The 23108-nt window shown below is 72.9% G+C and carries 20 protein-coding genes; 4 read left to right on the top strand and 16 right to left on the bottom strand.

The genetic code is table 11. The features are described from left to right. Nucleotides 1-1563: a phenylacetate--CoA ligase family protein gene (locus tag A4R25_RS08805; RefSeq protein ID WP_064446257.1), complete on the bottom strand. Its 1563-nt coding sequence runs from the start codon at nt 1561-1563 to the stop codon at nt 1-3. Nucleotides 1564-1725: 162 nt separating this feature from the next. Here A4R25_RS08805 and A4R25_RS08810 point away from each other — a divergent pair, with 162 nt between their 5' ends. Both A4R25_RS08810 and A4R25_RS08815 read left to right on the top strand, forming a co-directional pair. Then, entirely contained in the window at nt 1726-2136 is a 411-nt protein-coding gene (locus A4R25_RS08810; protein WP_064446258.1) for a hypothetical protein, read from the top strand. 7 nt (nt 2137-2143) lie between these two features. Next, a complete protein-coding gene (locus A4R25_RS08815; protein ID WP_064446259.1) occupies nt 2144-3187 on the top strand; it encodes a polyprenyl synthetase family protein in 1044 nt (347 codons plus the stop codon). Here the strand turns inward: A4R25_RS08815 and A4R25_RS08820 are convergent. The 8 genes from A4R25_RS08820 to A4R25_RS08855 all read right to left on the bottom strand — a co-directional run bounded on the left by A4R25_RS08820 (nt 3184) and on the right by A4R25_RS08855 (nt 12401). After that, on the bottom strand, nt 3184-4155 hold the full coding sequence (locus A4R25_RS08820) for an acetylxylan esterase (protein WP_064446260.1): 972 nt from the start codon (nt 4153-4155) through the stop codon (nt 3184-3186). The genes A4R25_RS08815 and A4R25_RS08820 overlap by 4 nt on opposite strands. Then, on the bottom strand, nt 4146-4835 hold the full coding sequence (locus A4R25_RS08825) for an N-acetylmannosamine-6-phosphate 2-epimerase (RefSeq protein WP_064446261.1): 690 nt from the start codon (nt 4833-4835) through the stop codon (nt 4146-4148). The genes A4R25_RS08820 and A4R25_RS08825 overlap by 10 nt, the downstream gene beginning before the upstream one ends. Continuing rightward, nucleotides 4832-5761, bottom strand: a complete 930-nt coding sequence (locus A4R25_RS08830) for an ROK family protein (RefSeq protein ID WP_064446262.1) — start codon at nt 5759-5761, stop codon at nt 4832-4834. Before A4R25_RS08830 ends, A4R25_RS08825 begins: the two co-directional genes overlap by 4 nt. 2 nt (nt 5762-5763) lie before the next feature. Continuing rightward, nucleotides 5764-6702: a dihydrodipicolinate synthase family protein gene (locus A4R25_RS08835; protein WP_064446263.1), complete on the bottom strand. Its 939-nt coding sequence runs from the start codon at nt 6700-6702 to the stop codon at nt 5764-5766. Then, nucleotides 6699-7766, bottom strand: a complete 1068-nt coding sequence (locus A4R25_RS08840) for an ABC transporter ATP-binding protein (protein ID WP_043324745.1) — start codon at nt 7764-7766, stop codon at nt 6699-6701. The genes A4R25_RS08835 and A4R25_RS08840 overlap by 4 nt, the downstream gene beginning before the upstream one ends. Continuing rightward, complete coding sequence (locus tag A4R25_RS08845; protein WP_064446264.1) at nt 7763-9721, bottom strand: dipeptide/oligopeptide/nickel ABC transporter permease/ATP-binding protein; 1959 nt, start codon at nt 9719-9721, stop codon at nt 7763-7765. Before A4R25_RS08845 ends, A4R25_RS08840 begins: the two co-directional genes overlap by 4 nt. Next, complete coding sequence (locus A4R25_RS08850; protein WP_064446265.1) at nt 9721-10677, bottom strand: ABC transporter permease; 957 nt, start codon at nt 10675-10677, stop codon at nt 9721-9723. Before A4R25_RS08850 ends, A4R25_RS08845 begins: the two co-directional genes overlap by 1 nt. A 101-nt stretch (nt 10678-10778) precedes the next feature. Continuing rightward, nucleotides 10779-12401: an ABC transporter substrate-binding protein gene (locus A4R25_RS08855; protein WP_043324748.1), complete on the bottom strand. Its 1623-nt coding sequence runs from the start codon at nt 12399-12401 to the stop codon at nt 10779-10781. 137 nt (nt 12402-12538) lie between these two features. Here A4R25_RS08855 and A4R25_RS08860 point away from each other — a divergent pair, with 137 nt between their 5' ends. Together A4R25_RS08860 and A4R25_RS08865 are read left to right on the top strand one after the other, a co-directional pair. Further along, nucleotides 12539-13270 carry a FadR/GntR family transcriptional regulator gene (locus A4R25_RS08860; RefSeq protein WP_043324750.1) on the top strand — a complete coding sequence of 244 codons (732 nt, stop codon included), beginning with the start codon at nt 12539-12541 and terminating at the stop codon, nt 13268-13270. 187 nt (nt 13271-13457) lie between these two features. Next, a complete protein-coding gene (locus A4R25_RS08865; RefSeq protein WP_157538999.1) occupies nt 13458-15209 on the top strand; it encodes an exo-alpha-sialidase in 1752 nt (583 codons plus the stop codon). 43 nt (nt 15210-15252) lie between these two features. Here the strand turns inward: A4R25_RS08865 and A4R25_RS08870 are convergent, their stop codons facing one another. Genes A4R25_RS08870 through A4R25_RS08900 form a run of 7 tightly spaced genes read right to left on the bottom strand, consistent with a single transcriptional unit; the run spans nt 15253 to nt 22997 of the window. Then, a complete protein-coding gene (locus tag A4R25_RS08870; RefSeq protein ID WP_064446267.1) occupies nt 15253-16845 on the bottom strand; it encodes an amidohydrolase in 1593 nt (530 codons plus the stop codon). A gap of 31 nt (nt 16846-16876) precedes the next feature. Next, on the bottom strand, nt 16877-17275 hold the full coding sequence (gene mnhG, locus A4R25_RS08875; RefSeq protein ID WP_043324754.1) for a monovalent cation/H(+) antiporter subunit G: 399 nt from the start codon (nt 17273-17275) through the stop codon (nt 16877-16879). Continuing rightward, on the bottom strand, nt 17272-17535 hold the full coding sequence (locus A4R25_RS08880; protein WP_043324755.1) for a monovalent cation/H+ antiporter complex subunit F: 264 nt from the start codon (nt 17533-17535) through the stop codon (nt 17272-17274). Before A4R25_RS08880 ends, mnhG begins: the two co-directional genes overlap by 4 nt. Beyond that, nucleotides 17532-18134, bottom strand: coding sequence for a Na+/H+ antiporter subunit E (locus A4R25_RS08885; RefSeq protein WP_064446268.1), 603 nt, complete (start codon nt 18132-18134; stop codon nt 17532-17534). The genes A4R25_RS08880 and A4R25_RS08885 overlap by 4 nt, the downstream gene beginning before the upstream one ends. Beyond that, entirely contained in the window at nt 18131-19702 is a 1572-nt protein-coding gene (locus tag A4R25_RS08890) for a Na+/H+ antiporter subunit D (protein WP_064446269.1), read from the bottom strand. Before A4R25_RS08890 ends, A4R25_RS08885 begins: the two co-directional genes overlap by 4 nt. Then, nucleotides 19699-20166, bottom strand: a complete 468-nt coding sequence (locus A4R25_RS08895; RefSeq protein ID WP_064446270.1) for a Na(+)/H(+) antiporter subunit C — start codon at nt 20164-20166, stop codon at nt 19699-19701. The genes A4R25_RS08890 and A4R25_RS08895 overlap by 4 nt, the downstream gene beginning before the upstream one ends. After that, complete coding sequence (locus A4R25_RS08900) at nt 20163-22997, bottom strand: Na+/H+ antiporter subunit A (protein WP_064446271.1); 2835 nt, start codon at nt 22995-22997, stop codon at nt 20163-20165. The genes A4R25_RS08895 and A4R25_RS08900 overlap by 4 nt, the downstream gene beginning before the upstream one ends. Between the last annotated feature and the right edge of the window lie 111 nt (nt 22998-23108).

A 23108-nucleotide genomic window follows, 5' to 3' on the forward strand; every position in this document is an offset into this window, starting at 1 on the left:
TCACCTCACCAGGTAGACGTTCTTGATCTTCTGCATGGCGGCGAACGGGCCGCAGTCCGGTTCGTGCAGTTCCACCCGCAGGTCACCGGCGGTCGGGTCCTCCACCAGGGACTGCGCGAAGTCCCGCGACACCGAGGTCAGGTGCGCGCGTACCCCGTCGCGGCAGGCGTCGGCGAGCGCCGCGCGGGCCGCGGCGTCCAGCGGGCGGCGCAGCTCCACGTGGATCACCGGCCGGGTCTCCAGCGCCGCGTCCTCGTGCAGCGTGAGACAGAACCTGTTGATCTCGGCGGCGTACGGGTTGCCGGTGTAGAGGCCGTACTCGACGTCCTGCGGGTAGAGGTTCGCGCCCAGGTAGGACACGGTGGAGTCGCTGCGGCCGAACAACAGCAGCAACGGCAGCGTCATCCGCTCCTCGGCCACCGCGGTACGGAACTCGGCGCGGCGCACCGGGTCGGCGTGGGCCAGCTCGACGATCCGCCGGTACGGCACCAGCAGCGCCTCGTCGCCGACGTTGTAGCGCAGCCGGGGCTGGAGCACGTGCGGGCCGGTGACGGTGCAGAGCAGTTCCCGCCGCTCGTTGGTCTCCAGGTAGGTGGCGAACGGGTTGTACTGGAACACCATCGGCAGCCGCTGCTCGCCGCGGCCCAGCAGTTCCGCGCGCAGTCCCGCGTCGGTGCGCAGCCGCCGCCGCAACCAGACCGTGAACCGGGTCTCCGCGCCGATGCCGATGGTCAGGTCCGACGCCCCGTACGCCGACCGCACCCGCACGAACCGCTGCTCCAGGTAGTCGCGCAACGCCTCGGTCATCCCCTCGCCGCCGCAACTGGCGAAGATCCGGTACCGCGACCACGGAAAGTCCTCGGCGTCGAGCCGGTCCCGCAGGTGCTTGAGGAACGGCGGGTACGCGGTCACGAGGTAGTCGTGGCCGGGGCCGAACTCGCGCAGCGTGTCGACGATCTTCCCCAGGTCGGGGCCGGTGTTCTTCACCGTCGCGATCCGGGCCATCGCCGCGCCGGTCGTGGTGCCGGTCGCCCAGGCGCCCATCGAGTACGCGTTGATGACGAACGGTCGGCGCATCGGGAACGCCAGACCGGTGTACCCGGCGATGTCGCGGTGCACCGCCCGCAGCTCCCGCTCGCCGCGCGGCCAGTTGAACGGCCGCCCGGACGAGCCGGCCGACTCGTCGACCACCACGCCCCGCTCCGGCATCCGCCCGTCCCGGCACCGGGCCGAGGCGTCGTACGCCATGACGTACCCACGTTTGTCGGTCTCCGGGAAGTCCCGCAGCCGGCGGCGCAGCCCGCCCGGGCGGGCCCGCAGGAACGCCTGGTACGCGGGCACCCGCCGGGCGGCGCGGACGCAGGTGGACCGCGCGTTCGCGGCGGCGAGCCGGTCGAGGACCGGGTGGTGGCGCCGGGCCAGCCACCTCCAGCCGGCGGGGTGGTGGGCGATGAGCCGGGCCAGCGCGGCGACCGCGCGGCCGGCGGGGGCCAGCGCGGCCTCGGCGGGCAGCGGCGTGTCGACGGTACGCAAGGCGGCGTGTCGGTGCAGCGTCTCGGCCATGACAAGGATCCTGTCGACGCCGCGACGCGGACACATGAGCGACGGGACGGTACTGCGCTGAGTACCCGTACCCAGTCGCGAAAGCTGCCCGGGCTGGCCACGCTCAGTCACCATGGCGACACTCGCCTGGTGCGTCGTGCCTGGTCCGGTGACACTTCGCCCATGACAGACGGCAAGCGTGAGCGCACGAACGAGCGCTTCGAGAAGGTGGCCGAGGAGACCTCGGAGAGCGTGACCCACGCGGCCACGGTGCTGGAGGAGGAACTCGCGGCGGGGCTGGCCGGCGCACGGCGACTCGAGGAGAAGCTGACCGAGAGCCGCCGGGTCGACCCGGAGGCGTTCGACGAACTCGTCGCGCGGGTCCGCACCGACGGGCACGCCCTGATCGACACCGTGGTCGGGCAGCTGAAGATGGCCGACGACCAGCGCGGTGAGGTGATCCGGCGGTACACGTCGGACGCGCACGACGCGCTGGACACCGTACTCAATCTGGCGCGGCTGGCCCCCGAGGTCGCAAACGGGCTCGCGGACCGGCTGGCGTCGCCGGCCCCGAAGCGGCCGACGGACCGGTAGCCGCGCGATGGCGCCGACCGCCGGGGTGGCCGGCGGGCACGTGGAACGGATGCTGGAGCGCTATCGCGGGCTGGCCCTCGGCGCGCTGCTCGACGACGTGCCCGACGGCGGCCCACGCTACCTCTACGACCTGGTCGCGGAGTATCCGCGCCGGTGGGGCAAGGGGCTGCGCGCCGCGCTGTGCCTGGCCACGTGCCGGGCGTTCGGCGGCGGCGACGCGGTGGGCCTCAACGCCGCGGTGACAGTGGAGCTGTTCCACAACGCCTTCCTCATCCACGACGACATCCAGGATTCCAGCGAGCAGCGGCGCGGCGGGCGGACGCTGCACGCCGAGTACGGCGTGGGCGTGGCGCTGAACGTCGGCAACATGACGAACCTGCTGGCGTTGCGGCGGCTGGCCGCGAACCGGGCGGCGCTCGGCTCCGGGATCGCCTGGCGGCTGTTCACCGAGACCGAGCTGATGATGCGCCACTCGCTGGAGGGGCAGGCGATCGAGATCGGCTGGATCCGCGACAACGTGTGCGACCTGGACGCCGACGACTACTACCGGATGTGCCTGAAGAAGACGTCCTGGTACACGTGCATCTACCCGTGCCGCACCGGCGTCCTCGTGGCGACCGGCCGGGAGAACGCTGTCGACGTGCTGGACCGGTACGGCTGGTATCTGGGCGCGGCGTTCCAGATCCAGGACGACGCGCTCAACCTGACCGGCGACTACGCCCGGTACGGCAAGGAGATCGCCGGTGACCTGTGGGAGGGCAAGCGGACGCTGATCCTGATCGACTTCATGCGACGGTGCACACCGGAGGAACGCGAGCGGCTCGTGCGATTGCTGAGCCGTACCCGCGCGCAGCGCACCGACGCCGAGGTGCGCTGGCTGCACGGGCGCCTGCTCGCGTACGACTGTGTGGAGTCGGCGCGGCGCAGCGCCCGGGATCTCGCGCTCGCGGCCCGGCGTGAGGGTGAGCGGGCGCTGGGCGCCGCCGCCGACACCGAGGACGGCCGTTTCCTGCTGGAGCTGACCGACTACGTGGTGGAACGGGCCCGTTAGCCGCCCAGGATCCCGCGCAGCCAGGTGAGCTGTTCGCCCTGGTGTGCCGCCTCGCCGCCCTCGTGGTCGTTGAACTCGTACACCCGCACGTCCTTGTCGCCGCCGTAGCGGTGGTAGGCGGCGAAGCAGGTCGACGGCGGGCAGACCTGATCACGCAGGGCGATGGAGAACAGCGCCGGCGCGGTGGCGCGCGGCGCGAGCACTGCGGCGTCCAGGTAGGACAGCGTGCGGAACACCTGGTCGGCGCGATCGCGGTGCAGCGCGAGGTACTCGACGACCTCGGCGTACGGGCTGTCCGGGCCGGCGACGCGCACGCCCCGGCGGATGTCGCACAGGAACGGCACGTCCGGCATGACGGCGGCGACGTCCGGGCACAACGCGCCGACGGCCAGGGCGAGGCCGCCGCCCTGGCTGAAGCCGGTCACCGCCACCCGCGCCGGGTCGACGGCCGGGTGCCGCCGGGCGGCCTCGGCGAAGCGGACCGCGTCGGTGATGAGCCGCCGGTAGTAGTGCTCGGCCGGGTCGGCGACGCCCCGGGTGAGGAAGCCGGGCACGGTGCCGGCCGGGTAGGGGTGCGGGTCGGGCGTGCCGCCGGTGGCGGCGCTCCACCCCTGGCCGCGGCTGTCCATGATCAGGTGCGCGAAGCCGGCCGCCGCCCAGAACAGCTTCTCGTGCGGCAGGCCGCGGCCCCGGCCGTAGCCGAGGTACTCGACCACGCAGGGCAGCGGCCCGTCGGCACCGGCGGGCAGGTGCAGCCATCCGCGTACCGGCTCACCGGCGAAACCGGGGATCGTGACCGCGTACGTCCGGATCTGGGTCAGCCCGGTGTCGACCGGCTCGTAGACCGCCGCCGCCGGGTCGCCGCCGCCGTCGAGCGTGCGCGCCCAGAATCCGTCCAGGTCCGCCGGCACGTCCAGCTCCGGCCGGTACGCGAGGCAGCCGGCCAGGTCGAGGTCGGTCAGCGGCACGACGCGGCCTCCCGTACGGCGGACGCGAACCAGCCGGTGATGGTGCTCGGGTGGGTGATGGCGGTGCCGACCACCACCGTCCACGCGCCCGCCCGCAGCGCCTGCGCGGCCTGCTCCGGGGTGTGGATGCGTCCCTCGGCGACCACCGGGACGTCGACCGCGGCGGCGAGCCGGGCGACCAGGTCCAGGTCCGGCCCGTCGCCCTTGGTGGTGTACGCGGTGTACCCGGAGAGCGTGGTGCCGACCAGGTCGGCGCCGGCAGCGGCGGCGGCGATGCCCTCGTCGAACGTGGAGCAGTCGGCCATCACCAGCGCGCCGGTGCGCTCGTGCACGGCGGCGATCGTCTCGGCGAGCGTACGGCCGTCGGGGCGGGGCCGGGACGTGCCGTCGAGCGCGACGACGTGCGCCCCGGCGTCGGCGACGGCCAGCGCGTGTTCGAGCGTCGGGGTGATGAAGACGTCGTCGTCGCCGTCCTTCCAGAGCCCGATCAGCGGCAGGTCCACCGCCGCGCGGATGGCCGCGATGTCCGCCAGGCCCTGGGCGCGGATGCCGGCGGCGCCGCCGCGGGCGGTGGCGAGCGCGACCCGGCGCATGGTGTCCGGGTCGCGCATGGGCTCACCCGGGTACGCCTGGCAGGAGACCACCAGGCGGTGGCGGAGCTGGTCGACGAGGGAGTTCATGAGACCTTCCAGGCGAGCGAGGCGGCGCCGAGCAGCGGCGCGTCGGGGCCGAGGGTGGAGGCGAGGACCGGCACACCGGCCAGGGCGGGCAGCGTCTCGGCGGGCACCGCGTCACGCAGCGCCCGCCACCACGGCTCGCCGAGGCCGGTGACGCCGCCGCCGATCACCACGGCGGCGGGGTCGAGCACGTTGACCAGGCCGCCGACGGCGGACCCGACGGCCGTGCCGCCGAGCCGGACGACGTCGCGGGCCGTCTCGTCGCCACCTGCCGCGAGCGCGGCGACGGCCCGCAGGTCGGCCACCGGACGGCCGGTACGCCGGACGTACTCGGCGGTGAGCGCGGGCCCGGCGGCGATCGCCTCCAGGTGCCCGCGCCCGCCGCAGGTGCAGGGCAGCGTTCCGGCGTACGCCGACGGCTGGTGCCCGGCGTGCCCGGCCGCGCTGTGCGCACCGGCGAGCACTGTGTCGCCGAGGACGAACGACGCGCCGACACCGGTGCCCACGGCGACGTAGAGCACCGTGTCGTGCCCGGCCGCGACGCCGTGACGCGCCTCGCCCAGCGCGTGGGCGTGCACGTCGTTGACCACGGTGACCGGCACACCGAGACACCGAGCCAGGTCGCCGCGCAGGTCCGTGCCGGCCCAGCCGGTCAGCACGTCGGTGGCGGACAGCACCAGGCCGGAAGCGCTGTCGATGACGCCGGCGCTGCCGACGCCGAGCGCCCGTACGACGTCCGGCGCGTCCGCCCGCAGCTTCTCGACCAGGCCGGCGGCGGTGTCGAGCACCGCTGCGGCGCCGGAGCGACCGGGTGTCGGCGCGGTGTGCCGGCCGACGACCTCGCCGGCGGCGGTGACCAGCGCGGCTGTGGTCTTGGTGCCGCCGATGTCGAGCGCGGCGACCAGGCCGGTCGTGCTCACCTCGGGCATGGTCAGAGCAGCCCGGCCAGTTCCAGCTGGGTACGCACGCGGCCCGTCTCGGCGTCGTCCAGCGGCCGCAGCGGCAGCGACACCGCGTTGCCGGCGATGACGCCGAGCAGGGACAGCGCGGTCTTGAACGCGCCGACGCCCCGGGTGGCGCCCGCCGAGGTGGCCGGGTCGGCCGCGTCGACGATGCGGAACAGCCGGGTCAGGCGGTCCTGTTCCCGGCGGGCCGCGGCCCAGTCGCCGGCCAGGCAGGCGCGGTGCAGCCGCACGTATCCGGCCGGGTCCACGTTGCCCAGTCCGGGCACCGAGCCGGAGCCGCCCGCGAGCATCATCGCGTCGACCACGACCTCGTGGCCGGTGAGCAGGCTGAAGTCGCGCTCCGGCGCGTGCTCGGCGATGGCGAGCGCCAGCTGGCGGAACGCGACGTCGTCGCCGCTGGAGTCCTTGACGCCGGCCAGCACGCCCTCGGCGGCGAGGCGGGTCAGCAGGTCGACGGAGAGCTTGCTGTGCACGCAGACCGGGATGTCGTACGCCAGCAGCGGAAGCTCGACCGCCGCGGCGACGGCGCGGAAGTGCCGCTCGATCTCGTGCGGGCCGACGATGGCGTAGAACGGGGCGGTCACGACGAGGCCGTCCGCGCCCAGCCGGGTGGACGCCTCGGCCCGCTCCACGACCCGGCGGGTGGTGGGTTCGATGCAGCCGGCGAGGACCGGCACGGCGCCGCCGGCGGTCTTGACGATGGTCTCCAGCGCGAGGTCCCGCTGCCGGTCGGTGAGGAAGACCGTCTCGCCGGAGCTGCCGAGGGCGAAGATGCCGTCGACGCCGGCGTCGAGCAGCCATTCGACCAGCCGTTCCAGGGAGTGGACGTCGACCTCGCCCTCTTCGGTCAGGGGGGTGACGGCCGGCGGCACGACTCCGGCGAACCGCGGGGCTGGGGTGGTCACAGGTTCTCCTCGACAGACTCAGTTGTGGTGCGGCCGGTCGCCGAGGTGGCGAGCGCGACCAGTTCGGTGTTGGCGGTGCCGGCGGGCACCGGGTGGTGGCAGCGGAACTCGTGGCCCGCGCCCTCGGCGGGGCGCGGCGCGGGCATGTCCACGGCGCAGCCGTCGGTGGCGGCCCAGCAGCGGGTCCGGAACGGGCAGCCGCTCGGCGGCCGGGTCGCCGACGGGACCGGGCCGACCAGCGGAATGGGCTCGATCGGTGAGAGCAGGCCCGGCGTGGCCGAGAACAAGGCCCGGGTGTACGGGTGCCGGCCGCCCTCGGGCAGCAGGTCGGCGGGGGTCTGCTCGACGATGCGGCCCAGGTACATGGTGACGACCCGGTCGCTGACCCGCTTGACGGTCTGGATGTCGTGCGACACCAGCACCATGGCCAGGCCGAGCCGGTCCTTGAGGTCCAGCAGCAGGTTGAGGATCTGCGCGCGGACCGACACGTCGAGCGCGCTGGTCGGCTCGTCGGCGATGACCAGCCCCGGTTCCAGGGCCAGCGCGCGGGCGATGGACACCCGCTGGCGCTGGCCGCCGGAGAGCTGGCTGGGCAGCACGTCGGCGACCGAGCGGGGCAGGCCGACCAGGGCCATCAGCTCGGTCACCCGCTGCTCGCGCTGCTGCCGGGTGCCCCGGCGGTGCACGTCGAGCGGGTCGCGCAGGATGTCGCGTACCGGCATCCGGCGGTTCAGTGAGGTGGCCGGGTCCTGGAAGATCATGCCGACGCCGGCGCCGATGTGCTCGCGCCGCTCGGTGGCGGTCATCGACCACACGTCCTTGCCGGCGAAGGACACCGTGCCGGCGGTCGGCCGTTGCAGGCCGACGAGCACCTTGGCGAGGGTGGACTTGCCGCAGCCGGACTCGCCGACGATGCCGACCGTCTCGCCGGCCCGGATGACCAGGTCGGCGCCGGTGAGCGCGTAGACCTTCTCCCGGCTGAACATGCCGCCGCCGCGCGCGGCGTGCACCACGTGCACGTCGCTCAGCTCGGCGATCGGCCGGTGCTCGGCGGTGGCGCTCATCGGGCCGGCTCCTTCTCGCTGACGGTGACGGCGGGGTGGTGGCAGGCGTACCCGTGGCCGTCCGTGCCCGCCATGGTGGGCGCGGTGTCCCGGCAGATCTCGGTCGCCATCGGGCAGCGGTCGGAGAATCGGCAACCCTTCGGGAAGTCGGCCGGTGAGGGCACCACGCCGCGGATCTGGGTGAGCCGTTCCGCGCCGGTCTCCAGGGACAGGACGGAACCGAGGAGCCCGCGGGCGTAGTGGTGGGCGGGCGCCTCCATCACGTCGGCGGTCACGCCGGTCTCCACGATCTGCCCGCCGTACATCACCACGACCCGGTCGCAGACGTCGCTGACCAGGGCGAGGTCGTGGCTGACCAGGATGAGGGCGAAGCCGAGCCGCTCGCGCAGCTCCAGCAGCAGCGCCATCACCTGGGCCTGCACGGTGACGTCGAGCGCGGTGGTCGGCTCGTCCGCGATGATCAGCTTCGGGTCGCGGGACAGCGCCATGGCGATCACGACGCGCTGCCGCTGCCCGCCGGACAGCTCGTGCGGGTACGCGGCGAGCGTGCGCCGCGGGTCCAGCCCGACCAGCCGCATCAGTTCCTCGGCCGAGCGGGTGCCGCCGCGGCGGATCATCTGGGCGAGCTGGGCGCCGACGCGCAGCGCCGGGTTCAGCGCCGACAGCGCGTCCTGGTAGACCATGGCGATCTCGCGGCCCATCAGGGCGCGGCGGCCCTTGGCGTTGAGTTTCAGCAGGTCCGTGTCCTGGAAGCGGATCTCGCCGCGTACCCGGGCGCCCTGCGGCAGCAGGCCCATGACGGCGAGGACGCTCAGCGACTTGCCGGAGCCGGACTCCCCCACCAGGCCGACGACCTCGCCGGGGCGTACGTCGAAGGTGAGCCCGTCGACGATGTCGACGCCGCGGTGGCGGCCCTCGAAGCCGATGGACAGGTCGCTGACCTGAAGGACCGGCTTGCCCTGCGGCAGCGGGCGGGCGCGCTCACGCAGCCGCTGCGCCGCCTCGGCCAGGCCGGGCAGCTCGACCACCTCGCCGGTGCCGGGCTGCGCCTGCTCCAGCGCGTCACCGCTGGTGGTGGACGTGGCGCGGCGCGCGGCCGGGGCGGCCCAGGCGTCGGACATGCCCTCGGAGAGCACGTTGAGCGCCAGCACGGTGAGCAGGATCAGCAGGCCGGGGAAGAACGTGGCCCACCAGCCGCCGATCTGCACCATCTCCTTGCCGAAGGCGATGACCGAGCCCCACGAGGAGGCCGCCTCCTGCGGGGCGAGGCCGCCGCCGATGAAGGACAGGGACGCCTCGAAGACGATCGCGTCGGCCACCATGACGGTGACGAAGACGAGGATCGGGGCGGCGCAGTTGCGCAGGACGTGCCGCCAGAGGATGTGCGGGCGGCGGGCGCCGATGATGCGCTCGGCGGCCACGTAGTCCTCGCCGTACTGGGACAGCACGTTGGCGCGGACGATGCGCGCGACCGACGGGGTGAACACGAACCCGATCGCGATGACGAGGACCAGCAGGCTGTTCTTGCCGAACGAGATGATCAGCAGCGCGGAGAGCACGATCGTGGGGAAGGCCATGACCACGTCGAGGCAGCGCATGACGACCTCGTCGACGACGGTGCGGCTGCTGCCGGCGAGCGCGCCGAGGATCGCGCCGAGCACCAGCGCGATGCCGGCCGCGCCGAAACCGACGATCAGGGAGCGCCGGGTGCCGGCGACCAGCCGGGAGAAGACGTCGCGGCCGAGTTTGTCCAGGCCGAACCAGAAGTCGCCGTTCGGGCCGGTCAGCGCCGGTCCGAGACCGGTCTGGGTGGGGTCGTGGCGCAGCAGCAGCGGGGCGAGCACGCCGACCACGACGATGAGCGCGACGAAGCCGAGCGCGAACCGGGCCGCGAGACCGAGCCGGGCGAAGGCCATGCCGGGGCGGGACAGCCGCGTGGTGAGGGACCGGCGCATCAGTGGCCTCCGCGCAGTCGGGGGTTGGCGAAGAGGTAGAGGATGTCGACGACCAGGTTCACCAGGACGAAGCACAGCGCGATGGTGAGCACGGTGCCCTGGGCGAGCGCGGTGTCGTTCTGCTGGACGGCGCTCATGATCTGGGTGCCCATGCCGGGCAGCGAGAAGATGGCCTCGATGACGACGGTGCCGCCGATGAGGTAGCCGATCCGCAGGCCGAGCGCGGTGAGCGGGTTGACCAGCGCGTTGCGCAGCACGTTGCGGCCGATCACCACGCGCGGTGGCAGTCCGGCGCCGACGGCGGTGCGGACGTAGTCCTTGTCGAGTTCCTCGACCATCGACGTGCGGACGATGCGGGCCAGCGAGCAGCCGACCGGTACGGCCAGCGCCAGCGCGGGCAGCGCGAGGGACTGCAGCCAGAGGCCGACCGAGTCGGCGGGGTTGACGTATCCACCGGTCGGGAAGATCGGGCGGCGGACCGAGAACTCCTGGATGAACAGCAGGGCCAGCCAGAACGAAGGCGTGGCGATGCCGGCCATGGAGACGATCCGGATGACCTGGTCGGGCCAGCGGTCCCGGTACAGGGCGGCCGGGATGCCGAGGGCCAGCGCGATGACCAGCGCGCCGACGACGCCGAGCGCGGTGAGCTGGATGGTCAGCGGCAACGCCATGGCGATCTTCTCGGCGACCGGGACCGACGGCGGGAACGTCATGCCGAGGTCGCCGCGGACGAGGTCGCCGAGGAAGTGCAGGTAGCGCAGCGGCAGCGGGTCGTTCAGCCCGTTCGCGGCGCGGAACGCCTCGACCTGCGCCGGCGTGGCCTGGTCGCCGAGGACGGACAGCGCCGGGTCGATCGGGGAGAACTGCATGATCACGAAGACGAAGAGCGTGATGCCCAGCACCAGGGGGATCAGCGTCAGGAATCGTCGTGCGACCAGGTTCAGGACGGTCAGCATGGATTCTCTTTCTCGTGGCGGGGCGCCGGGGCGTCCCGTCCGGCCGCACGGGTCACGTGCGGCCGGACGGGACGGAGGCGGGGGCGGAGCCCCGAGTGGGCTCAGCCGGTCCGGCCGGTGCCCAGGAAGTACAGGCCGGTGGTCGAGGCGCCCGAGAAGCCGTCGAGCTTGGCCGGGTCGTACGCGGTGACGACCTTGGTGTGCAGGATCGGGTAGAGCGGGGCGTCGTCCGCCACCATGTCCAGGGCCTGCTTCCACAGCGCCTTGCGGGCCGCCTCGTCGGAGGTCTGCGCGGCCTTGTCCAGCAGGTCGCCCATGGCCTTGCGGTTGGCGTCGCTCCAGCGGTAACGCTGGCCCGGCCAGGTCTCGCCGAAGTAGTACCAGCGCATCAGCAGGTCGGTGTCGACGCCGAAGACGCTCGGGTCACCGGTGGCCATGAGCACCCGGAACGTGTCCTTGGGGACGATGTCGCCGTAGATGGCCGAGGACGGCACGGTGTTGAGCGTGGCGTTGACGCCGATCTTCTTCCACTGCTCGATGACCAGGGGGGCGACGTCCTTGACCACCGAGTTGTCGGTGGTGTCGAGCCGGAACGACAGGTTGGTGACGCCGGCCTCCTGGAGCAGGGCCTTGGCCTTGTCCGGGTTGTAGTCGTAGACGGTGGCGGCCTTCTGGTACGCCTTGTTGCCCTCGTCGAGGTAGCTGGTCGCCGGGCTGCCGTAGCCGTTGAGCGCGGTCTTGATGACCGCGTCCTTGTCGATGGCGTAGTGCAGGGCCTGGCGGACGCGCTTGTCGCTGAACGGCGCGGCGGCGTTGTTGAACATGAGGAAGACCTGGTTGAAGGCCTGCTTCACGTCGATCGTGTACTTGTCCTTGAGCGAGTCGACGTTCAGGTACGGCACGGCCTCGATGGCCTGCACGCGGCCGCCCTGCAGGTCCGACACCCGGGCCGACGCCTCGGTGGTGGTGTTCCACGTCATCGTCTCGACCTTGGCCGGGCGCGGGCCGTTGTAGGTCTCGTTCTTGCTCAGCTTGATGCCGGATTCCTTGGACGCGCTGTCCACCTTGAACGGGCCGGACCCGATCGGCGCGGTGTCGAACGCCTTGGCCGCTGCCGCGTCACCGGTCTTGGCCTTGGGCACGACCTTGATGACCGAGATCCGCTCGCTGAACAGGGCGAACGGGTACTTCAGCTTGAACTCGACGGTGGCCGCGTCCTTGGCGGTGACGCTGTCGAGGAACGAGACGAAGCCCTGCATCAGCGGCGGCGCCTTCGGGTCCGCCGGCTTCAGCACGCGGGTGAACGACCAGGCGACGTCCTCGGCGGTGACGGGGGTGCCGTCGGAGAACTTCGCGCCGTCGCGCAGCGTCACGGTGTACGTGAGGCCGTCGGCGCCGGGCGTCGGGTCGCTCTTGGCCAGCGCGTTGTAGGGTTCCCGCGTGATCGGGTCGAGGTCCACGAGACCCTCGAAGACGTGCTGGTTGACGGCGGTCGCCACGGCGGAGGAGGCGTTGCCCGGGTCGAAACCGCTGGAGAGCGTGAACGCCAGGGTGGCCTCGATCGACGTGCCCGCCTTCCCGCCGCTGACCGCGTTGGTCGAGGCGGGACCGCCGCTGCAGGCCACCAGCCCGAGGGCGAGGGTCGCTCCGAGGGAGGCGACGGCCAGGGGGCGGACGCGGCGGCGCGGCACGCGCCAGCTCCGCGACTTACCGGTGGTGCTCACGTAGATGCCTCCATAGGCTCTTCATGCGCTCGCGTCGCCGCTCGCGCCGGGGATGTGAAGTGTAAGGTGTATGACGTCTGACGTCTGATGCCGGTAGGGTGAGGGTGTCAGATTCGGGAACGAAGGGCAAGGGGCAGATGACGACCATTGACGCCAGTCCGCTACGCGGCGCCGAGCGGCCGAGCCCTCGCCGGCAGGAGGTCGCCACCAGGATCAAGGAGTACATCCTGCACAACCGCCTCAAGCCGGGCAATCTCCTGCCCACCGAGACGGAGCTGTGCGAGGCGGTCGGCGCCAGCCGCTCCAGCGTCCGCGAGGCCGTCAAGATCCTCTCCGCGCTCGACATCGTCGAGGTGCGCCACGGCCACGGCACGTTCGTCGGCCGGATGTCCCTCAACGCCCTGGTGGAGAGCCTGACGTTCCGGGGCCTGCTCAGCGGCGAGGACGACCACCACGTACTGGCCCAGGTCGTCGACATCCGGCAGACGCTGGAGCAGGGGCTGGCGGCCACCGTCATCGACGCCCTGGACGAGGAGCACCGGTCGGAGCTGTCCGCGCTCGCCGACGAGATGCGCAGCCGGGCGGCACAGGGCGAGGACTTCCTCGACGTCGACCGGGCCTTCCACCTGAAGCTGATGGAGCCGCTCGGCAACGACCTGCTGGTCCAGCTGACCGAGGCGTTCTGGCAGGTGCAGGCCATCGTCGCGCCGACCCTGCGCACCGAGCCGGAGGACCGGGTCATCACCGCCCAGCGGCACCAGGCCATCGTGGCCGCCCTCACCGCCGGGGACGCGGCGGCGCTGCGCTCGGCCATCGCCGAGCACTACGCGCCCATCCGGGCGAGCATCGCCCGCGCCGCCCAGGCCTGACCCGGCAACCGGACACCGGCAGGCCGGCCGCGGACCGGCCGGCCTGCGCGCGCCCTTTGTGCACGGTCCACATCGTCCGATTCCTTGACGGGTCCCATCGATCGGCTTAGCGTACGTACCCAACATCGGACGTCCGACGTCTGATGCTATCGCTCCGATCCCCACCCCCGTCCGGAAGGAATCCCCCGTGCCCCCTGTCCGTGCGATACCACGCCGGGTGACCGCCGTACTGGCCGTCCTCCTCGGCCTGCTCACGGTGCTCCCCGCCACCCCGGCCCAGGCCGCCCCCACCGGCGTGAGCGCCACCGTCGGCGCCGACTGCACCACCGGCCGGCTGCTCCTGCTTCTGGACAACCGCAGCACCACGGCACAGACGTACACAGTCACCTGGCCCGGCCGGTCCGGCTCGCCCTGGACCCGCACCGTCGCGGCCGGCAGCGGCGCCGAGCTGTACTGGACGCTGTCCCCCGGCACGCCGTACACCCTGCGCACGACGACCCCGACCGGCCTGGACGACACCACCTCCGGCCTCTTCCACTGCGGCACCGGCATGTCCGCGCTCACCAGCTTCGACTGCACCAACGGCCGCCTCCAGCTCGCGCTGGAGAACCGCACCACGACCGCCCGGGACTTCACCGTCACCTGGCCCGGACGCACCGGCTCGCCGTGGACCCGCACCATCGCCGCCGGCGGCAACTACCTGCACTACTGGACCGTCGGCGCCGGCGCCCCGTACACGCTGCGGGTCACCGCCCCCGGCATCGACACCACGCTGCGCGGCACCACCTCCTGCGACCTGGCCACCGGCACCCCGCAGATGACCAGCACCACGCTGCTCACCACGCAGACCGTGATCCGCGACCTCAACGGCACGGGCGGCCGGTACGACGGCACCGTCGCCTCGGTCCGCATCCCCGGCCTGGCCGTCACCAACAACGGCACCGTCATCGCCGTGGCCGACGCCCGGGTGAACGGCTCGTACGACCTCGGCGGCGGCACCAACAACATCCAGATCGTGATGATCCGCAGCACCGACGGCGGCCGCACCTTCGAGCAGCCCCGGGTCATCCACGCCCCGCCCACCACCAGCGAGGGCGTCGGCGACCCCAGCCTGCTCGTGGACCGCGCCACCGGCGTCGTCTACTGCTTCTTCACCTACTCCCCCCGGCCCGGCATCAGCTTCTGGTCCGGCGGCTCCGGCCTCAACACCGCCGACGACCCGAACAGCATGCACCTGCGCTACATCACCAGCCGGGACAACGGCGCCACCTGGAGCGCCCCGGTGGAGCTGAACCCGGCCGTCAAGGACCCCACCTGGCGGCAGGTGTTCTTCTCCTCCGGCCACGGCATCCAGACCAGCACCGGACGCCTGATCCAGCCGATCGCCTACCGGGACTCGGCCGGCACCAGCCACGCCGCGAACATCTACAGCGACGACAACGGCGCGACCTGGCGCCGTGGCGGATCCGCCGGCGGGAACATCAACGAGAGCAAGGCCATCGAGCGCGGCACCGGCGCGATCGTGCAGAACATGCGGCACAACTCGACCCGCAGCCGCTTCTACGCCACCTCCACCGACGGCGCCGCGACGTTCGGCCCGGCCACGGCGAGCGCCCTGCTGCCCGACCCGCTCTGCAACGCCGACGAGATGTCCTACCTGCGGCCCGCCGAGGTCGGCGCGAACCGGGCGCCGGTGCGTACCCGCACGGCCTTGTTCAGCAACAACGCGCACCCGAGCGCGCGCAACGACCTCACCGTACGGCTGTCCACCGACGACGGCGCGAGCTGGCCGGCGCGGGCACTGGTCAAGCCCGGCGGCGCCGGCTACTCGACGATGGCGGTGCTGGCCGACGGCACGGTCGGCAACCTGTACGAGGTGGGCGACACCGGCGGCATCTACTTCGCCCGGTTCAGCCTCGGCTGGGTGAAGGGCGCCTGAGAGCCGTGTCCCGCCCGGACAGCGGCGTCCGGGCGGGACACGGTCAGCGCTGCCAGCGCACCACGCCGCCGACCACGGTCAGCGCCACTGTCAGGTCCCGCAGTCGCGCCGGCTCCACCCGGTACGGGTCGGTGGGCAGCGCGATGAAGTCGGCGAGCATGCCGGGGCGCAGCCGCCCCTTCAGGTGCTCCTCGTAGGAGGCGTACGCGCCGGCCCCGGTGAAGCAGCGCAGCGCCGTGTCCAGGTCGAGCCGCTCGTGCGGGTCGACGCCGCCGGGCGGGGTCCCGTCGGGCTGCTGCCGGGTCACCGCGGCGTGCACGCCGAAGAACGGGTCGGGGTCCTCCACCGGGGCGTCCGACCCGAACGCCACGACGGCCCCGGCGTCGAGCAGGCTGCGCCAGGCGTACGAGGCGAGATCCCGGCCGGCGAGCATCCGGCTGGTCAGCGGAATGTCGCTGGTGCAGTGGGTGGGCTGCATCGAGGCGATCACCCCGGAGCGGGCGAGCAGCGGCACGTCCTCGGGCAGCAGGTGCTGCGTGTGCTCGATCCGGTGCCGCAGCCGCGCCGCCGGGCCGGGCCCGGCCGAATCGCGCCAGCGCGCGTACGCCCGCAGCACCATCCGGTTCGCCGCGTCGCCGATGGCGTGCGCCGCCACCGCGATGCCGGCCCCGGCGGCGGTGGCCAGCAGCCGCTCGAACTCCTCGGCCGGGGTGACGGCGATGCCGTGGTTGCCGGGCTCGCCGTCGTACGGCTCGCTCATCAGGCAGGTGTGCGAGCCGAGCGCGCCGTCGGTGAAGATCTTCACCGGGCCGGTGCTCAGCCACCGGTCCCCGTCGCCGGTGGCCCAGCCGCTGTCGATCGCCTCGTCCAGCGCCGTGGCCGGGATCGTCTTGTGCACCCGCAGCGGCAGCTCGCCCCGGGCGTACAGCGTCTCGTAGGCGGCGCGGGCGTCCTGCCCGTCCAGGTCGTGGATGCCGGTCAGGCCGGCGGCGAGCAGCCGGGGCAGGTGGACGCGCAACTGCGCGACCAGGTCACCGGCGTGCGGGGAGCGCACCACCGCGTACGCCGCGTCGGCGGCCGCCTCGCGCAGGATGCCGGTCGGCTCGCCGTGCTCGTCGCGTGCGATCTGCCCGCCGGGCGGGTCGGGGGTGGCGGCGTCGATGCCGAGGCGGGCCAGCGCGGCGCTGTTCACCCAGATGGTGTGGCCGTCGACGCTGGGCAGCGCGGCCGGGCGGTCCGGGCAGACCCGGTCCAGGTCGGTACGGGTCGGCTGCGCCGGCCGGGTCCACCTGTTGCTGTCCCACCCGCCACCGAACAGCCAGGCGTACGGCGGCAGCGTGGCGGCGTGCCGCGCGATCCGGGTCAGCGCCTCGTCCAGGCTCGCCGTGCCGCGCAGGTCCACCTGGTCCAGCCCTCGTACGTAGGACGCGGCGTGGATGTGACTGTCGATCAGCCCGGGCAGCACGGCCATCCCGCCGAGGTCGATCCGGCGTGCGCCGCCGCCGGCCCGGTCCCGGCACTCGGCGAGGTCGCCGACGGCGACGATCCGCTCGCCGCGGACCAGCATCGCCTCGGCGTGCGGGCGGGCCGGGTCGAGCGTGTGGATGCGGGCGTTCTCGTAGACCGTGCCGCTCATGGGCTCCCTGCCTCGACGCTGGGGCGGAGTCTCAGGACGTGCGGGCCGGCGACGTGTCCTGCGGCTCGCCGGCCCGGTCCGCCCGGATCCGGTCGATGTCGCCGGCCAACTCGTCGGTGATCAGCAGGTCCCGCCGGATGTCGTCGTGCGGGTACGCGGTCCGCCCGACCATGTGCGCGGCGACCGGGGCGGTGGCGAGCTGGAACAGGCCCACCAGGACCAGCGTGGTGATGTCCACCCCGGTACGCAGCCGCAACGCGCAGCCGAGCAGCACCAGCAGCAGCCCGAGCACCTGCGGCTTGGCCGCCGCGTGCATCCGCGACAGCACGTCCGGGAAGCGGATCAGCGCGATGCCGGCGGCCAGGCAGAGCAGGGCGCCCGCGATCAGGCAGACGCCGGCGACGGTGTCCAGGATCGTGTCGAGCGTCATTTCGGGTTTCTCCGAGCCGCGAAGCGGGCGACGCTCACCGAGCCGACGAACCCGACCAGGGCGAGGACCACGAGTACCGGCAGCGCGGTGGCGTCCCGGCTGTACGCGGCCTCGGTGGCGATGGCCGCGACCGCGACGGCGAGCAGCACGTCGGTGGCGACGGCCCGGTCGAGGATCGACGGCCCACGGATGATGCGGACGAGGGTGAGCCCACCGGCCGCGACGAGCAGCGCGGTGACGATCACGGCGACGACGGTCACGTCGGTGCTCCTTCCAGCTCGACCGACCCGGACGGGCCGGTGGGTGCGGATCGACGGATCAGGTCCAGTTCCTCGGCCGAGCCGACGGCGGCGACGATGCGCCCCTCCAGTTCCAGCACGCTCTGCCGGAAGCGCTCCACCTCGTCGAGGCTGCGGATGCCGATGACGTGCACGTAGAGGGTGCCGGTACGCCGGTCGGCCTCCAGGATCAGGCTGCCCGGCACCAGCGACAGGGCTTCGGCGTTGAGGGTGAGGTTGAGGTCGGTGTTCACCCGCAGGGGCACCGCGATGATCGCCGAGTGCGGGTGTCTGGACCGGACGGCCAGCCAGGCGATCTGGACCGACGCGACAACCAGGTCGCGCAGGAAGCGGGCCAGGAATCTCAGCAGCGGCACCGGCCGGATCCGGCCGGCGAAGGTCACCGGGGGCAGCGGGAAGACCACGAGCAACACGGCGGCGACCACCAGTCCGCTTATCACGTTCGCCCAGCTGAAGGTGCCCCACAGCAGCACCCAGACGGTGACCAGGCCGGTCACGGCGATCGCGCGGTTGCGCCAGCGGTCGCGGGGGGTCAGCGGCGCTTTCGGCTGACTGGTCACGGCGGTCCCTCCGGGAACACGGCCTCCACGTACGGGGCACGGCGCAGCAGGTCGTCGGCGGCGTCGGTGCTGATCTCGAACAGCGGCCCGGCCACCACTGTCAGCGCCAGCCCGAGCACCACCAGGGCGGCGGTCGGCACCGTCATCAGCCGGGGCAGCACGGCCCCGGCCGGCGAGGCGCCCTCGTGCGGCTGCTCGGCGCCGCCGGTGCGGGCGGCCCGGTCGGCGTCGCCGGGTTCCGGCATGTCCGGGTGCGGCGCCCGCCAGAACGCCAGGTTCCACACCCGGGCGATGGCGTAGAGGGTGAGCAGGCTGGTCAGCAGCCCGCCCGCGACGAGCGCCCAGGCCAGGAACCCGCCGTCGTCCACCCCGGCCTGCACGAGGCCGAGCTTGCCGAGGAACCCGGAGAACGGTGGGATGCCGGCCAGGTTGAGCGCCGGTACGAAGAACAGCAACGCCAGCAGCGGTGACAACCGGGCCAGCCCGCCGAGCCGGTCCAGCGCGGTGCTGCCGCCGCGTCGTTCGACCAGGCCGGCGGCGAGGAACAGCGTGGTCTGGATGGTGATGTGGTGCACCACGTAGAAGATCGCCGCGGACAGGCCGAGCGGGGTGGTCAGGCCGACCCCGAACAGCATGTAGCCGATGTGGCTGACCAGCGTGAACGACAGCAGTCGTTTGATGTCCGACTGGGCCACCGCGCCGAGGATGCCGACCACCATGGTCAGTGCCGCTATCACCATGAGCAGGTCGGCGGTGCGGCCGCCGGGGAACAGCAGCGTCTCGGTGCGGATGATCGCGTACACGCCGACCTTGGTGAGCAGGCCGGCGAAGACGGCGGTCACCGGGGCGGGCGCGGTCGGGTAGCTGTCCGGCAGCCACGCCGACAGCGGGAACACCGCCGCCTTGATCCCGAACGCGAGCAGCAGCATGCCCTGCAGGACCAGGCGCATGTCGTCGGGCAGCGCGTCCAGGCGGTCGGCGAGCTGGGCCAGGTTCAGCGTGCCGGTGGCGGAGTAGACCAGGCCGATCGCCACCAGGAAGATCAGCGACGAGAGCAGGCTGACCACGACGTACGTGGTGCCGGCCCGGATCCGCGTCTCGGTGCTGCCGAGCGTCAGCAGCACGTAGCTGGCGACCAGCAGGATCTCGAAGCCGACGTAGAGGTTGAACAGGTCGCCGGAGAGGAAGGCGTTGCACACGCCGGCGGTCAGCACGAGATAGGTCGGGTGGTAGACCGACAGCGGCGTCTCCTCGTTGCCGTCGGCCATGCCCTGCCCGATGGAGTAGACGAGCACGCACAGGGTGACCGAGGCGGACACCACGAGCATCAACGCGGCGAGCTGGTCGGCGACGAGCACGATGCCCATCGGCGCGACCCAGCCGCCCACCTCGACCACGAGCGGGCCGTCCAGCGACGACTGGACCAGGAGCAGTGCCGCCACGGCGACGGTGGCGGCGAGCACGACGATGCTGACCCAGCGCTGGGCGCGGGCCCGCCGGGCGAGCAGCAGCGTGAGGGCCGCGCCGAGCAGCGGCATCACCACCGGCAGCGGGACGAGCCAGGTCATCGGCCGCCCTCCGCCTCGGCCAGGACCCGCGCCTCGGGGCCGCCGTCCGCGGGGCCGCCGTCCGCGGTGTCGGCGTCGGCGGTGCCGGGGCCCTCGTCCCGGTCGGCCAGTTCCATGATGCGGCGGTCCTCGACGTCGTCCTGCACCTCGTCGTGGCCGTTGAGGTGCCAGCTGCGGTAGGCCAGCGCGAGCAGGAACGCGGTCATGCCGAGCGTGATCACGATCGCGGTCAGCACCATGGCCTGCGGCAGCGGGTCGGCCATGTCCTCCTGGGCGGAGGTGCCGACGATCGGCGGGCCGCCGGCCCGGCCGCCGGTGAGCAGCAGCAGGTTCGCGCCGTTGCCGAGCAGGATGACCCCCATCAGGACGCGGGTGAGGCTGCGTTCCAGCAGCAGTGTGACCCCGGTGGCGAACAGGACGCCGATCACCAGGATGTAGACCAGGTTGGGAATGTTCGGGCTCATACCAGCTCCTCTTCCCGTACGCCGGCCGGCTCGGTCTCCTGCTCGTCGTCCTCCTCCTGGCGGTCCATCTCGGCGCCCAGGCTGCGCAGGATGTCCAGCACCAGGCCGACCACGATGAGGTAGACGCCCACGTCGAAGAAGACGGAGGTGACGAAGTGGACGTGGCCCAGCAGCGGGAGGTGGAAGTCGAGCGTCGCGCTCTGCAGGAACTCGCCGCCCAGCAGCATCGCGGCGACGCCGGTGCCGACCGCGACGAACAGTCCCGCGCCGAGCACGAAGCCGGCGTCCACCGGTGCGGCGCCGTTGAGTTCGGTACGCCCGCCCGCCAGATACCGCACCGCGAGCCCGAGACCGGCGACCAGCCCGGCGGCGAACCCGCCACCCGGCGCGTTGTGGCCGGAGAAGAGCAGGTAGATGGAGAACAGCAGGATGGCGTGGAAGAGCAGCCGGGTGACGACTTGGAGGATCACCGACTGCTGCCGGGACGTCGCGCCGCTGGTGAGCCAGCGTGGGCGCGACGACTGCTGCCGGCCGACGCCGGGGATGCCGCTGCGCAGGTCCAGGGCGCGGGTGCCGCGGAAGATCAGGCTGGCCACACCGGTGGCGGCCACCACCAGCACCGCGATCTCGCCCATCGTGTCCCAGGCCCGGATGTCGACGAGCGTCACGTTGACGACGTTCTTGCCGCCGCCGTAGGAGACCGCCTCGTCCGGGAAGCCGACCGAGATCGGCGTGGCGACCCGGCTGCCCGCCGCCACGTACGCCATGCCGGCGGTGACCACGCCGACGGCCACGCCGAGCGCCACGCGGAACTGCCGGGTGGCACGGATCGGGCGGGCCGAGAACCGGCGCGGCAGGCGGCGCAGCACCAGCACGAACATCACGATCGTGACGGTCTCCACCAGGAACTGGGTGAGCGCCAGGTCCGGCGCGCCGTGCAGGATGAACAGCAGCGCCGTGCCGTAGCCGGTCACCCCGACCAGGATCATGGCGGTCAGCCGGCGGCGGGCGCGTGCGGCGACCAGCGCGGCGACCACGACGACCGCTCCCGCGACGGCCTGCAGCGGGGTGTCCCAGAGCTGGAACCGCTGCGCCCAGGGCAGGCCGGCCAGCACCGCCCCGCCCGGCAGGATCACCAGCACCAGCAGGATGACGCCGAGGTAGAACGGCAGGGATCCGCGCTGGGTGGCGCCGGTGAGCTCCACCGCCGCGCGGTCGACCGCGCTCGCCAGCCGCTCGTAGCCGGTGGCGCCGTCGAAGGGCAGCCGCAGCAGGCGCGGGCGGCGGCGCTGCAGCAGCAGGAACAGCCCGACGCCGCCGGTGACGGCCAGCGCCGACAGGCCGAGCGCCGGCGTCAGGCCGTGCCACAGCGCGAGGTGGTAGCCGGGGTCGGCGGTCGGGAACTGGTCGGCGTACGGGGCGAGCACCCGGTCCACCGCCGGAGCGGCGATCCCGACCACGAGGCCGGCGAGGGCGAGCACCGCCGCCGGGCCGAGGAAGGCCGGCTCGATCCGTTCGACAGGGGTGTCGGGCACGTCGGGCTTGGCGGCGAACGCGCCCCAGAGGAAACGCAACGTGTACGCGACGGTGAGCGCCGAACCGGCCACCACGCCGGCGAGCACCAGCAGCTCGACCGGCCCGCCGTGCAGGAACGCCTCCAGCGCTGCCTCTTTGGCCACGAAGCCGAACAGCGGCGGCAGCCCGGCCATGGAGGCGGCGGCGAGCCCGGCGACCGCCGCGAGCACCGGCGCACGGCGGCCCAGCCCACTCAGCTCGCGCAGGTCCCGGGTGCCGGTGACGTGGTCGACGACGCCGACGACGAGGAAGAGGGTGGCTTTGAACAGGGCGTGCGCCAGCAACATCGCGGCGCCGGCCAGCGCGGTGTCGCGGGTGCCCGCGCCGAGGATCACCATGAGCAGGCCGAGCTGGCTGACCGTGCCGTACGCCAGCAGCAGCTTGAGGTCGACCTGCCGCAGCGCCGTCCAGCCGCCGAGGAACAGCGTGATCAGGCCGCCGCCGAGCAGGATGGCGCGCCACGCGGTGGCCTGGCCGACCGCCGGGCCCATCAGCGCGGCCAGGAACACGCCCGCCTTGACCATGGCGGCGGCGTGCAGGTAGGCGCTGACCGGCGTGGGCGCGGCCATCGCGCGCGGCAGCCAGAAGCTGAACGGGAAGATCGCCGACTTGCTCGTCACGCCGAGCAGGACGAGCACCAGCGCGGCGGTGAGGTATCCGCCCTCCGGCAGGTTCCCGGCGATCTCGGACCACCGGTACGAGCCGGCGTGCTGGCCGAGCATGACGAACCCGGCGAGCATCGCCAGGCCGCCCAGCGTGGTCACGAGCAGCGCCTGCATCGCGGCGCGCCGGCTGGCCCGCTTGGTGGGGTCGCTGCCGATCAGCAGGTACGAGAAGACCGTGGTCAGTTCCCAGAACACGTACAGCAGCAGCAGGTCGTCGGAGACCACCAGGCCGAGCATCGCGCCGGCGAACGCGACGAACACCGCGGCGAACCGGCCGAGGCTCGGGTCGTCGGAGTGGAAGTAGCGCGCGCTGTAGACGAGCACGAGGGCGCCGACGCCGCCGACGAGCAGCACCAGCAGCCAGGACAGCGTGCCCATCCGCAGCGCCAGGTCGAGGCCGAGCTGCGGCACCCAGGTGACCGTCTCGACGACCGGCCGGCCCGCGCGGACCTCCTCGGTGCGGGTCAGTGCCCAGACTCCCGCCGCGGCGGGAACGGCGGCGAGGACGTAGAGAGCGCGTCGACCGAGTAGGCGTACCAGCACGGGGGCGATCACGGCTGCGAGCGCATGGACCGCCACCAGAACCAGCACACACACTCCTCAAGATCGACGCTCGGTACGTCAACCCTAACTGGCCAGGCGGCACGACGGTATGTCGAGAGAATCACGCGCTCGTGTCGTGTCGTCCGGGTCCCGCACAGG

The organism is Micromonospora sp. NBRC 110037, from assembly GCF_001652995.1.
Classification (GTDB): Bacteria; Actinomycetota; Actinomycetes; order Mycobacteriales; family Micromonosporaceae; genus Micromonospora; species Micromonospora chalcea.